The sequence below is a fragment of the Lacrimispora sp. genome, assembly GCF_047605665.1.
GTDB lineage: Bacteria > Bacillota > Clostridia > Lachnospirales > Lachnospiraceae > Lacrimispora.
On the sequence record NZ_JASGFH010000010.1, the window covers coordinates 79,293 to 91,545 of the forward strand.

General features: G+C 47.5%; 12 protein-coding genes. 3 read left to right on the forward strand and 9 right to left on the reverse strand.

All coding sequences use genetic code 11. From position 1 onward, the window contains the following. Nucleotides 1-38: 38 nt before the first annotated feature. The 3 genes from QM657_RS09975 to QM657_RS09985 are packed head-to-tail and all read right to left on the reverse strand — an operon-like array spanning nt 39 to nt 3,561. Entirely contained in the window at nt 39-1,034 is a 996-nt protein-coding gene (locus QM657_RS09975; protein ID WP_415066490.1) for an ABC transporter permease, read from the reverse strand. After that, on the reverse strand, nt 1,031-2,029 hold the full coding sequence (locus QM657_RS09980) for an ABC transporter permease (RefSeq protein WP_415066491.1): 999 nt from the start codon (nt 2,027-2,029) through the stop codon (nt 1,031-1,033). The genes QM657_RS09975 and QM657_RS09980 overlap by 4 nt, the downstream gene beginning before the upstream one ends. Beyond that, nucleotides 2,026-3,561 (reverse strand): sugar ABC transporter ATP-binding protein, encoded by a 1,536-nt coding sequence (locus tag QM657_RS09985; protein ID WP_415066492.1) that lies wholly within the window; start codon nt 3,559-3,561, stop codon nt 2,026-2,028. The genes QM657_RS09980 and QM657_RS09985 overlap by 4 nt, the downstream gene beginning before the upstream one ends. A gap of 292 nt (nt 3,562-3,853) precedes the next feature. Here QM657_RS09985 and QM657_RS09990 point away from each other — a divergent pair, with 292 nt between their 5' ends. The 3 genes from QM657_RS09990 (at nt 3,854) to QM657_RS10000 (ending at nt 6,789) form a co-directional block, all read left to right on the forward strand. Beyond that, nucleotides 3,854-4,774, forward strand: a complete 921-nt coding sequence (locus QM657_RS09990; RefSeq protein WP_415066493.1) for a sugar-binding transcriptional regulator — start codon at nt 3,854-3,856, stop codon at nt 4,772-4,774. Between the two features lie 30 nt (nt 4,775-4,804). Then, on the forward strand, nt 4,805-6,370 hold the full coding sequence (lsrK, locus tag QM657_RS09995; RefSeq protein WP_415066494.1) for an autoinducer-2 kinase: 1,566 nt from the start codon (nt 4,805-4,807) through the stop codon (nt 6,368-6,370). A gap of 68 nt (nt 6,371-6,438) precedes the next feature. Continuing rightward, nucleotides 6,439-6,789 carry a cupin domain-containing protein gene (locus tag QM657_RS10000; protein WP_415066495.1) on the forward strand — a complete coding sequence of 117 codons (351 nt, stop codon included), beginning with the start codon at nt 6,439-6,441 and terminating at the stop codon, nt 6,787-6,789. Between the two features lie 69 nt (nt 6,790-6,858). Here QM657_RS10000 and QM657_RS10005 read toward each other — a convergent pair whose 3' ends face one another. From QM657_RS10005 to QM657_RS10030, 6 genes are all read right to left on the reverse strand, one after another. Beyond that, the gene (locus tag QM657_RS10005) at nt 6,859-7,767 is read right to left on the reverse strand and encodes an AEC family transporter (protein ID WP_415066496.1); all 909 of its coding nucleotides are present in this window, start codon (nt 7,765-7,767) and stop codon (nt 6,859-6,861) included. A gap of 5 nt (nt 7,768-7,772) precedes the next feature. Further along, nucleotides 7,773-8,996 (reverse strand): NAD(P)-dependent oxidoreductase, encoded by a 1,224-nt coding sequence (locus tag QM657_RS10010; RefSeq protein WP_415066497.1) that lies wholly within the window; start codon nt 8,994-8,996, stop codon nt 7,773-7,775. A gap of 222 nt (nt 8,997-9,218) precedes the next feature. After that, on the reverse strand, nt 9,219-9,743 hold the full coding sequence (locus tag QM657_RS10015; protein WP_415066498.1) for an adenine phosphoribosyltransferase: 525 nt from the start codon (nt 9,741-9,743) through the stop codon (nt 9,219-9,221). A 172-nt stretch (nt 9,744-9,915) separates the two neighbouring features. Beyond that, complete coding sequence (locus QM657_RS10020) at nt 9,916-10,803, reverse strand: site-specific tyrosine recombinase (RefSeq protein ID WP_415066499.1); 888 nt, start codon at nt 10,801-10,803, stop codon at nt 9,916-9,918. 198 nt (nt 10,804-11,001) lie between these two features. Beyond that, nucleotides 11,002-11,580, reverse strand: a complete 579-nt coding sequence (locus QM657_RS10025; RefSeq protein ID WP_415066501.1) for a stage II sporulation protein M — start codon at nt 11,578-11,580, stop codon at nt 11,002-11,004. A 111-nt stretch (nt 11,581-11,691) separates the two neighbouring features. Further along, nucleotides 11,692-12,240, reverse strand: a complete 549-nt coding sequence (locus QM657_RS10030) for an NUDIX hydrolase (RefSeq protein WP_415066502.1) — start codon at nt 12,238-12,240, stop codon at nt 11,692-11,694. Between the last annotated feature and the right edge of the window lie 13 nt (nt 12,241-12,253).

A 12,253-nucleotide genomic window follows, 5' to 3' on the forward strand; every position in this document is an offset into this window, starting at 1 on the left:
TAATATAAAATTCTTATTTTTAAGGGTTTCCCCTTGTATTACCGGATTTTAAACTTCGGATTATTCCATAAAGCCCTTCCGATTACAACTACCAGCAAAAGCACCCCCACCGGAATATCCAAATACTGCTGACTCACTTTAAAGCAAAGAGGCAGTCCAAACCTCAGTGTGCCGATAGCAACGGCTGCCAGGGCAGTTCCGGGAACGCTTCCCTTTCCTCCCGTGCTCAAGGTTCCTCCCAGCACCACCGCCGTGATAATCGGAAGAGTAAAGGTCGACCCGATATCGCTTTTGGCGGTTCCCAGATAAGAGGTGAGCACAATTCCGGCTATGGAAGCGCTGATTGCAGAGAGAATATAGGTGCTCATAATGATCCATTTCCCATGGATTCCCGAATATTCCGCTGCATTCCGGTTCACTCCCACCAGAAATACCTGTCTTCCGTATCTGGTTTTATGTAAAAGAATGTAAGCGATGACCGCCAGAACCAGGAATATGATCACCTGGCTGGGAATGACCCCAAACAGCTTTATTTTAGAAAGCTTTAAAAAGCTTTCAGGAAAGCCGGAAATTCCTTTATAACTCTCCGTTGCCGACAAATTGGAAACCAGAAGGGCAATTCCCGTATACAGGAAACTTCCTCCAAGGGTGACCACCATGGGCTGTACCCCGCAATAGGCGATAAAGAACCCGGAAAGAGCCCCGCATAACCCTGCGGCCACTGCGGCCAGCAGAGAAGCCATCCATATATTCACCCCTCCATCCTGCCAGGCAACGCCTAAAATAATAGAAGAAAGTCCTACAATGGAGCCTGCCTGGATATCAATCCCCCCGGTGATCATGACAAAGGTCACAAACAGGGAAATAATACAAATGGAAATAATATCATTCATGCTGCCAAACAGCACCCTGGGCATGAGAAAACGGCTGTTTTTCCATGCAAACACCGCAATTTCCAGAATAATGATCAGAAGCAGGATGGATTCCCAGCTCTTCCCCAGATTTTTTATTCTGTTTCGAAAGGGAGCATTCATCTCTTCTCTCCTCCTTTTTCAGCCGTTCTGGCAGACAGTATTTCATGGCGGTTCTTTAAAATAAGCCTGTTCTGGGCCACTGTATTGATCACCACAATCGTCAGAAGCATAATGCCTGTAATGGTATTGTCGTAATCAGAAGAAAAACCGAGAAATACTAAAATTCTGCTTATGGAGGACATGATCACCGCTCCCACCGAAGCGCCCAGCAGGCTTCCGATGCCTCCGCTTAAACTCAATCCCCCCAGAACACAGGCTGCTATGGCCTTCATCTCATACCCGTTTCCTGCCATCGGAGTAATGAATCCAATTCGTGAAACGTAAATCATGCCCGCAATGGAAGCGAATACCCCGCACAGGACATAAGCTGTGATCTTGATCTTATCCGCCGGAATTCCAACCATGGCAGCGCCTGCCGCATTGTCTCCCACCGCAATAAAGTACTTTCCCTTTCTCGTCTTAACGAGAAGCAGATGCCCGATCAGAACCACCGAAAATGCCACGGCATAAAATACGGTCAGATTCCCCACCAGGGGGCGGTTGGATATTTTGGTAAAGGACCCAGGAATGTTCTCCACCCAGGCGCCTTTTGTATACACATAGATCATCCCTCTCACCACTCCATTGACACCCAATGTGAAGATGAGGGAGGGGATATGGAGAACTGCAACTCCGATTCCATTTACCAGTCCGATGACAGCGCCAATGGCAACAGCCGCCAAAACAGCCGGGATTACGCCGGAGCCGTCTCTTAAAAGTGTCGCTCCCACCGCAGCCGACAGTCCCATCACCGCACTGATGGAGACATCAATCTCCCCGGTAAAGATGACAAAAGCAATCCCTGTGGCAAGAAAGGTAAACACCACGCTGTCATTGAAACAGTTTATAATGGTCGATGGCTGCCAGAAGTTCCGGTTCACCAGGCCCACCAGAAAGATCAGGGCTGCCAGGAACAGAAAGCTGTTCATCTCACGGGTTTTTAAAAGCTTTTTCATTCTTCCACCTGCCTTCCTTCTGTCACACCAAAGGAGGCGGCCATAAGACTTGCCTGGCTTATCTCACATTTGCTCAGTTCTCCTCTGATCCTTCCCTGAAAAACGATTACCGCCCGGTCTGAAAGCTCCACAATCTCCTCCATGTCAGAGGAAATCAGCATGACTGCCACCCCCTGTTTTTTCAGTTCATGGATAATCGTATACACGTCTCCGCGGGCCGCCGCATCAATTCCCCGTGTGGGTTCATCGAGAATCACCAGCTTAGGGCCGGTGGCCAGCGTTCTTCCAATGGCGATCTTCTGCTGATTGCCTCCCGATAAGCTTCCTGCTGTCTGGTCCTGTCCCGTGACCTTGATCCGGAAATCATCGATGTATTTCTGAGTGATATCCTGTTCCTTCTTTTTGTTTAAGAATATACTGCCCATGGTTTTTCCGAAGATAAGGGCAGAGGTGGTGTTGGCAGCCACATCGCTGATTCCAAACAATCCGTTCAGCCGCCTGTCCTCAGGCACATAATTGATACCTGCATGGAGCACCTCTCTGGTGGATAAGCCGGTCACATCCCGCCCTTCCAGAAAGGCAGTTCCGCCTAAAACCTTATCTCTTCCAAAAATAGTAACAGCCAGCTCCGTCCGCCCGGCTCCCACCACTCCGGCCACTCCCAGAATCTCTCCCGGATAAATCTTTAAATCAATGTTTTGAAACCCGTAGCCGGAAAAGTTTTTCAGCTCAAAGACCGGGGCCAGGGAGCTGTAATCCACATCTGTCTCATCCCGTTTTTCAGCCTCCTCAATTTCCTCCATATTAGGAGGAAGAAGCCCCTTGACCAGCATCTCACGGGTAAACGCCTCAATCTTTCCTTTTAATGTGATGACACCGTCTCTCATAATTGCCACGTGAGTGCCGATCTGGAACACCTCAGCCAGACGGTGGGTTATGTAAATCATACCGATTCCTTTTTTCTTTAAGTCCTTTACGATCTTAAAGAGGCTTTCCACTTCATCAAAGGTTAAGGCACTGGTAGGCTCATCTAAAATAAGAAGCTTTGCCTCCCGAAGCAATCCCCTCAGCAGTTCTACCAACTGCTGTTCCGCGATGGAAAGGCTCATGGCTTTCCGGTTTAAATCGAGATGCCAGCCGATATCATCCATGATCTTTTCCAGCCGTTTCTGAAGCACCTTTGTGTTTTCAGAAAAACCCATTAAAATATTTTCCTCTACCGACATATTGGGAAACAGCATGGGCTCCTGAGGAACCATGTAGATGCCCCTGGCCAGGGAAACAGAAGGCTTGAACACGGAAATCTTTTCTCCGCCAACGCTGACCTCTCCCTTATCCGGCTGGTATATTCCCATAATGATCTTCATCAAGGTGCTTTTTCCCGCTCCATTGCCCCCAATGAGAGCGAGTACCTCCCCTTTTCCTACATTTAAGTCAATTCCTTTTAAAACAGCATTTTGACCAAAGGCTTTAAAAATACCGCTGACAGAAAACAATTGGTTGTCAGAAAAATTGGTTTCCGGCTGTTTCATAAGTCTTCCCACCCATCCTTTGATATTTTTGTTTAAGATCGTTACTTTTGTTCTTGCACTTATGATACATGATGGAATTTAGATTGTCAATAGCCTCCTTTGTTTTTTTTAGTTATTTTACACTAGTTTCAAAGCAAAAAGCACATATATATGTACTTTATTGTCATTTCTCTTTTTCTTTTATCTCTATTGACATACAGCCCCCATCTTGTTATACTAGGATTAGATTTACAAACATTTTATATTATTACAAACATTTGTTTAAAACTTTCAAAAACAGGAGATGAAAATAATGAATTATGAAGATTCCCTTATCGTAAAGACAGCCTGGTATTATTATATAGAAAACATGACTCAGCAAAAGATTTCCGAAATGCTGGGCATTTCCAGAATGAAGGTGATTAAATTCCTGGAAAAAGCCAGGCAGGATGGCGTGATTCAGTTTAAGATTTCTCAGGAGCGAAGCCACCACCTTCAATTAGAACAGAAGATCATACAGAAGTGGAATTTAAAGGATGCCTTCGTGGTTCCCACCCCTCCCGATGATTCCTGCCCCAACGATACCATTGCCAAGGCAGCGGCCATGTATATCAACGACCGGATCACCGAAGACACTTACATCAACATCGGATACGGAGACACCTTAAGCCGGGTGTTAAATCACCTGGCCACAATGACCGAGTCTCCGGTTTCCGCCGTTTCCTTAACCGGAGGAGTCAGCTATTACCTTCCCAATACATTTTCCAGCACCTTTAATGCAAAGCTGTACCTCTACCCCGCGCCTCTCATCGTTTCCACCAAGGAACTTTGCAGCGCCATGCAGAAGGAGCCCTCTATGCAGTCCATTTCCCGCATGGTAAACTTAGCTTCCATGACCATCGTGAGCGTAGGGGGGCTGAATGAAGACGCAACCGTTATTAAAAACGGCATTTTTACAAAAAATGATTTCCTCTACCTTTCCATGCAGGGCGCGGTGGGAGACATTTTAAGCCAGTTCATTGACAAGGACGGAAATCCCATACAGACCGATATTGAAGAAAGGCTTTTGAGCACTCCCCTTTCCACGCTCCGCACCCTTCCCAATGTCACCGGGGTGGCTTCAGGAAAGCACAAAGTAAAAGCGATCCGGGCCTGCTTAAAGGGAGAGTATCTGGACATTCTGATCACAGATGAAGAGACGGCCTTAAGCCTGATTGAAGAAGACCTTGATTAATTAAGTATAAAAGTGAATGGAGGAATTGATATGATACCAAATTATCTCTTAGCCATTGACGCAGGCACAGGCAGTGTGAGGGCCGTGCTGTTTGACAGGAAAGGAAATCAGATATCCTGCATTCAGGAGGAGTGGGATCACAAAGAAGACCCCCGGTATCCGGGAAGCATGGATTTTGACTGGAATCATAACTGGAAGCTGGCCTCTTCCTGCATTCAGAGAGTGATTACATCAAGCTCCATAAGTCCCCAGGAAATAGCGGCCATCTCCACCACATGCATGAGGGAAGGGATCATTCTCTACGACAGAGAGGGAAAAGAAATCTGGGCCTGCGCCAATGTGGATGCCCGCAGCGACGACGAAGTGATACAGTTGATCCGGCAGGACCCGGAGCTGGAACGGCTTCTCTACTTGGAATCCGGCCAGTCCTACGCTCTCGATGCCCTTCCAAGGCTCCTCTGGGTGAAGAACAAAATGCCGGATATCTATGAACGGATCGCATACATAGGCATGTTCAACGACTGGCTCTGTTACAAGCTGACAGGGCTGTTGGCAGTGGAGCCCAGCAACGGGTCCACAACAGGGCTTTTCGACTTAAAGAGCAGGTCCTGGAACCCTGACATCGCCAAAAGAGCCGGACTCAGAGACGACATCTTCCCCCTTGTAAAGGAATGCGGCACAGTCCTTGGAAAGACTGTTTCCGCCTGCACCGGGGATACGGGGCTCGTGGAAGGAATCCCTGTTGTGGTAGGGGGAGGAGACGCCCAGTTAGGCTGTATCGGCATCGGAGCCGTGGATGCAGGCCAGGCTGCCGTATTCGGCGGAAGCTTCTGGCAGTATGAATACAATACGGATAAACCGGATACGGATTCCGATTGCCGGGTCCGGGTGAACTGCCACGCCATACCGGGCATCTGGCAGTATGAAGCCCTGGCATTCCAGCCGGGTCTGGTGATGCGCTGGTACAGGGACAGCTTCTGTCTTGCAGAAAAGAAGATCGGAAAAGAAACAGGAAGAAGCGCCTATGATCTTATGAATGAGGAAGCAGAAAAAATACCGGCAGGCTGCCACGGCATGATGTGCGCGTTTTCTGATGTCATGAACTTCATCAATTGGAAACACGCTGCCCCCACCTTTTCAAACTTCGGCCTCGATCCGGAAAAATACAACCACTATACGTTTTACCGGGCGATTTTAGAAAATACCGCCCTGATTACAAAGGGACATCTGGAGCTGGTGGAACAGGCCACCGGAAACCGTCCAAATGAAATCATCTTTGCAGGCGGCGCCTCCAACAGCCCCTTATGGGCTCAGATTCTCTCTGATGTGTTAGGGCTGCCGGTGAAGGTTCCAAAGGTGAAGGAAGCCACTGCATTGGGGGCCGCCATCCTCGCAGGCCACGGAATCGGCATGTTTGAAGATATCTCAGAAACAGCCAGGGAATTGGTGGCCATTGAAAGACATTTTACCCCCAATATGGAAAATCACCGTATTTACAGCAGCATTTACAGCCGCTGGAGAGAATTTTATCAGGCACAGCTGGGGCTTTGCGACCGCAAAATCACAAAAAATATGTGGATCGCTCCAGGCCTGTAACAGAAATCAATAAATCAGAGTGAAAAAGCGTTTGGAAAAGAAAACAGAGATAAAAGGAGACAAAGCTTATGTTTATTGTGAATGAATCAGAAAAAGAATACCGTTTCGGAGACAGCGGTCCAAAATACCTGATGAAAGGCCCCCGTATGAATTTCGCAATCGTGCAGTTTCATCCGGGACAGGATTTTACAGCCCACTACCATAATGTTATGGAAGAAAACTTTTACATCCTGGAGGGAGAAATCAATATCGTTGTAGACGGCGTGGTTCACCATTTAAAACCTGGGGACTTGATCCATATTGATCCGCTGAAAGTTCATTACTGCTTTAACCCATACAAGGAAACAGTTAAAATGATATCCACACTGGCTCCCTTTCAGGAGGTGGATAAGGTAGAAATAGAAAATTACACCTTTTAATCCCCCACAAACCACAAGCAGCCGGGAAGCTTTTACGAAAGCTTCCCGGCTGCATCTTACTGTCTGCCTTTAAAGAACCAGGCACCAAAGTGGAATGGTCACCAAGGATAAGAGGGTGGTCACTACCACACACTTTGTGGCGAATATGTAATCTCCGTCGTACTTTGCCGCCAGTATGGCGGTGGTGCTTCCCGCAGGCATTCCGGTCAGAAGAACGGAAATTCCGGAAAGAAGAGGGTCCACATGGAATAAGCGGCAGCAGGAATAGACTAAAAGAGGAATTAAAAACAGACGGAAAAACGTATATCTGATGATTCCCCAATCCAAAAAGCTGCCCGGAGCCACCTCTGCCAGTATGGTTCCGATCAACACCATGGACACGGTTGTGGTGCAGCTTCCGATGCTTCGGATGGTATTTTCCAGAAACTCAGGCAGGGGAAACTGGGTGACCATGAGCACCACTCCGATGTAAACCGCTACGATACAGGGGTGGATTAAAACCTTTTTCACCACTGCCTTTCTGTCCGGGCTGTCCGTAAAATAAGAGACGCCGGCAGACCACATGACAATTCTCTGAGGCACCAGGAAGATGGAGGCATACATAAGCCCCTCAGGCCCATAGACCCCTTCTGCAATGGGGTTTCCCATAAATCCGGCATTGGAACAGACGGTTCCGTATTGGAGCACCTTTTTTCTCCGGGCCGGTTCTCCGTTATAGAGAACCTTTGCAAGCACGAGGCAGCCAGCCTGGATTAAGGATGAGATTCCAAGAATGACAGCAAATCCCTTTAAGATATCCATATTAAATTTGATCAAAAAGGAACTGATGACATTGCAGGGAAGGATTAGGTAAATGACCAGGTCCGTAAGAATGGTCTTTGCTCCCTCCGGCAAAATCTCTTTTTTCCTGAGAATCACACCTGCTGCCACCAGGAGAAACAGCATCCCCTGGAGATTTATGAGATTACCATTATTCATCTTTATCACTCTTCTAAGGATTTCATATATTCATCCATGGCTTCCGCCACTTTCTTGGAGTAAGCCACCGCTTCCACCACAGTTCTGGCTCCTAACACCACATCTCCGGAGGCAAAGATACCGGGAATGGTGGTCTGGCCTCTTTCATCAGTCACCAAAAGACCGCTGCTTCCGGCCTTTAAGCCCTCTGTCGTATTTACCAGCTTGCTCTTTGGTCCCTGGCTGATGGAAATGATGGTGGAATCTGCATGAACCTGCTCTAACTCCTCCTCGTTTCCGATATGATTTTCTTCATCATCATAGATCAGGTTTTCAAATACAGGGCCTTCATCGGTGATTTCCATGATCTGTTTTCCGAACTGGAAATCAGCTCCGTCGATCTTCGCATAATTGGTTTCATGGTCGCTGGCATTGCTGTGAAGACCTCTGGCATAAAGGGTCACCTTCCTGGCACCGTGGCGGATGGCAGTTCTTGCCACATCCATGGCGGAATTTCCCATGCCGATGATGGCTATCGTCTCTCCCAGATCATAGGCATCCGGGTTTGCCAGATAGTCAATGGCATAGTGGACATTTCCCAGGGATTCTCCCTTAACGCCCAGAGTCTTGGGCCTCCAGACACCTGTTCCGATGAAGATGCTCTTATAACCGTCACGGAGCAGGTCCTTGATTTCCAGAGCCGTTCCGATGGCTGTGTTGGGGCGGATTTTCACTCCGATTTCCAAAAGCTTCTTTTTATATCTGTCTAAAATCGTCTTGGGCAGGCGGAAGTCCGGTATTCCGTACTGTAAAACGCCGCCCAGCTTGTCCTTGGAATCAAAAATCGTCACGCTGTAGCCTTCCTTGGTCAGAAGAAAGGCGATGGTAATTCCCGCAGGTCCTGCGCCGATTACCGCCACTTTCATTCCGTTTTTCGGCTTGCATTCGATTTTCATTTTATCGAAAATAGTGTCGGAAATATAGTTCTCGATACTGCTGATGTGAACCGGCTGTCCTTTTTTACCCAGAATGCAGTGGCCTTCACACTGCTTTTCGTGATTGCAGACGAGGGAACAGACAATGGACAGGGGATTGTTTTCAAATACCATGTCTCCTGCTGCGTTTAAATCCCCCCCTTTAAACGCCTGAATCATCTGGGGAATCGGGGTATTGATGGGGCAGCCCTGACGGCATAACGGCTTTTTGCAGTTTAAACATCTGTTTGCTTCATCGATTACATGAACTCCCATAATTTACTTTCCTCTCTTCTTTCTTATTGGCCGCCGGATTACATCTCCGGAGAACGACTATTCTTACCGCATACTGTATACAATAAGTTTACATATTTCACATCATATCACACTCAAAATAGTAAAATCAATAGGCTTCACCAATGTATAAAAAAAAATAAATTATGACAAAAATATATCGAACAAACCCTGTATTTTCCCCGTTTTCCCGCCTTTTTCAGATTATTTTCCCTCGTATACGATCAGGGATTCCACATCATATCCGGCCAGTTTTTCCGCTCCGTTTAATCCGGCCAGTTCCATGATAAAGCAGATCTTCACAACCTCTCCTCCAAGCTCTTCAACCAGCTTGATAATGGCTTCTATGGTTCCGCCTGTAGCGATCAGATCATCGATGATAACCACCTTCTGTCCCGGCTTGATGGAATCCTTGTGAATCTCAATGGTAGCTGTTCCATACTCCAGTTCATAGTCCGCAGATACCACTTCCCTTGGAAGCTTCCCTTTTTTTCTGACGGGAACAAAGCTTTTATGCTCTGCGTAAGCTACGGGAACGCCAAAAATAAAGCCTCTTGACTCCGGTCCCACAACAGTGTCATACTCCACTCCGTCCAACATATTCCTTATGCCATCAACTGCCAGGGCAAGTCCGTCCGCATCCTCCAGTATGGTGGTCACATCCCGAAAAATAATTCCCTCTTCCGGGAAATCCGGAATGCTTGTAACATAGTCCTCTAATCGCTTCATCTTTTATACCTCGTATTGTTTTATTTTTAACCAACTTAAACTTTCCCAACCGTTCTATTATAACGCAAATATTTCTTTGAAGCAAATGTTGTTTTTTAATATGGCCAATTTTCGGGCAAAAAATTAAAGCCTCCCGCATCATCACCACGGAAGGCCCTTACACTGTCTTTTATTATCTTCTCGGATGCGCTCCCGTATAAGCACGGCGCACAGATTCTCCCCTGGTGCAGTTCATATAAAGCTGGGTGGAGGACATGTCAGAATGTCCCATCATGGCCTGTACCGCGTGGATATCGGCTCCCCCGTGAAGCAGATGGGCTGCAAAGGAGTGGCGCAGGGTGTGGGGCGTGATGTCGGCCTCGATTCCCGCCTTATCTCCGTAAAATTTTATGATCTTCCAAAAGCCCTGGCGGCTCATGGGCATTCCGTTGCAGTTTGTGAAGAGCCACTGGGAATCCATGTCCCGGAGCAGGCATGTCCGTCCCCGTTCTATATAAGCGGAAAGCGCCAGCTTTGCCACCTTTCCAAAGGGAACCATACGCTCCTTCTGCTCATCCTTGCAGGTGATATAGCCTACGGTCAGGTTCACATCCTCTCTTTTCAAATGGATGATTTCCGATACCCGTATCCCGGTGGCATAGAGAAGCTCCAGCATGGCCCTGTCACGCAGCTCCTTGGGGGATTCCCCGTTTGGCTGGCTTAAGAGGCAGTTCACTTCTTCCACCGTCAGAATAGTCGGTGCCTTTTTTTCCACCTTAGGAGCCTTTAAAAGCTCGGCCGGATCTTTCGGTATATTCCCTTCCCCCCACTCATAGTGAAAAAAAGCCTTCATGGAAGCCAGACTCCGAGAAATGGTGGTGGAAGCTTTTCCTTCTCTTTCCAGGTACAGGATATAGGAATTCAGACTGGTCTTTGTCACCTTGTCCACAGTCTCAATTCCCTGCTGTCTTAAAAAGGAGGCCATCTGCATCAAATCTCTTTGATAAGATACCTCCGTATTCTTCGATGTCTTTTTGATCTCTCTCAAATAAATGATAAATTGGTCTATCTCTCCTAACATTACCCTATCCCCTAACCTGACTGTTTAAAAACGCCCTAAAACAAGGCTTCTTTCTAACATTATATATACTATTTTCGATAAAATCAAACACATTTTTTTACATTGTAACCATTTTAAAGCCTTTTTTTGCAGTCAGTACAAGATGTAGGAAAGGAATTATTTTTTTCCGCAAGATATGGTAAACAAAGGGGAATTATTTTAAAGAACAAATTTTAAAAAAACCGGGTTCAGCCAGGCTTCGCAGGCACTTCCCAGGGCAGCCAGGGCCAAAAGCAGCAAAAAGGCCGGTATCCGGAACCGCCTCTCCTTTTGCATTCCCCAAAAGAGAAGAATGCCCCAAAGAGGGATGTAAAGAAGTCCCTGAGGCATCATGGACATGAGAAAAACAGGAAGCCCCATAAGCCCTTTTTGAATGGTTATGACCGAAAGAATAAATCCCATGGAAAACCCCATTCCTGCCGTCAAAAGGCAGAAGAGAAAAGCGCCGTAAACGGTGAGCCCCATGAGCCATGCAATCCAGACCTCTGCCGCCCTCTGCCTAAAAACCTGCCCGAACAGTCCCAGACGCTCCGCCTGGTTTAAATTTACCTGTCCCTCCAAAAGAGCCAGATAATACCCCGCTTCCTCCATAAAGGCGGGATACCAGAAGTTTGCCGCCGCCGTCCCGGCCACGAGTCCGGCTAAAAAACAGAGGATATAGCGGTCCCAGGCCCGGTTCTCCAGCGGCCTTAAACTCCCCTCCGGTTGAAATTTTAATTGATCCAATACCTCAGCCATACAAAAATCCCCTTACAGGTTTTCTCATGACAGGACGTTTCCAGGACGCCTGTCTGCTTATGAAAACAGCCTTTGTTTCCACAAATATATGCCTGTAAGGGGACATTTATTCTATTTCACTCCGTACTTGCGGGCGTAAGCCAGGATCGAAGCGATGGTCTTTCCATCAGTGATCTCACCCCGGTATATCAGCTCCTCTAAATCCTTTACCTCCCACTCTTCCACTTCAATGTATTCATCCTCATCCAGGTTCTGCTTAGAGGGCTTTAGCTCCCTTGCTACGAATACATCGATGGCTTCATCGCAAAAGGCCACGGTGGTATTGATGGTGATCAGATATTCCAGATTTTCCTTATCCGTCTTATATCCGGTTTCCTCTTCCAGCTCCCTGTGGGCGCAGTCGATTTTCGGCTCGTCAGGATGGTCTAAGGCGCCCGCCGGAATCTCTAAAGTATAACGGTCCAGGGCATTGCGGTACTGGCGCACCATCAGCAGCTTTCCGTCTTCTGTCACCGGAACCACGGCTGCAGCTCCATTGTGGTGGATGAAGTCCCAGTGGGCCAGATGGCCGTTGGCATCCACCGTATCCTCATATATTTTTAAAATCGTTCCCTGGTATTTTAAGGTTCTTTCCAGGCGCTTTACAGGCTGCTGTTCCATTTTTTCCTTACCT

Bases quoted from the DNA above. Each gene is read 5' to 3' on its own strand.
- QM657_RS09975 (WP_415066490.1), bottom strand. From the start codon at position 1,034: ATGAATGCTCCCTTTCGAAACAGAATAAAAAATCTGGGGAAGAGCTGG.
- QM657_RS09980 (WP_415066491.1), bottom strand. From the start codon at position 2,029: ATGAAAAAGCTTTTAAAAACCCGTGAGATGAACAGCTTTCTGTTCCTG.
- QM657_RS09985 (WP_415066492.1), bottom strand. From the start codon at position 3,561: ATGAAACAGCCGGAAACCAATTTTTCTGACAACCAATTGTTTTCTGTC.
- QM657_RS09990 (WP_415066493.1), top strand. From the start codon at position 3,854: ATGAATTATGAAGATTCCCTTATCGTAAAGACAGCCTGGTATTATTAT.
- lsrK (WP_415066494.1), top strand. From the start codon at position 4,805: ATGATACCAAATTATCTCTTAGCCATTGACGCAGGCACAGGCAGTGTG.
- QM657_RS10000 (WP_415066495.1), top strand. From the start codon at position 6,439: ATGTTTATTGTGAATGAATCAGAAAAAGAATACCGTTTCGGAGACAGC.
- QM657_RS10005 (WP_415066496.1), bottom strand. From the start codon at position 7,767: ATGAATAATGGTAATCTCATAAATCTCCAGGGGATGCTGTTTCTCCTG.
- QM657_RS10010 (WP_415066497.1), bottom strand. From the start codon at position 8,996: ATGGGAGTTCATGTAATCGATGAAGCAAACAGATGTTTAAACTGCAAA.
- QM657_RS10015 (WP_415066498.1), bottom strand. From the start codon at position 9,743: ATGAAGCGATTAGAGGACTATGTTACAAGCATTCCGGATTTCCCGGAA.
- QM657_RS10020 (WP_415066499.1), bottom strand. From the start codon at position 10,803: ATGTTAGGAGAGATAGACCAATTTATCATTTATTTGAGAGAGATCAAA.
- QM657_RS10025 (WP_415066501.1), bottom strand. From the start codon at position 11,580: ATGGCTGAGGTATTGGATCAATTAAAATTTCAACCGGAGGGGAGTTTA.
- QM657_RS10030 (WP_415066502.1), bottom strand. From the start codon at position 12,240: ATGGAACAGCAGCCTGTAAAGCGCCTGGAAAGAACCTTAAAATACCAG.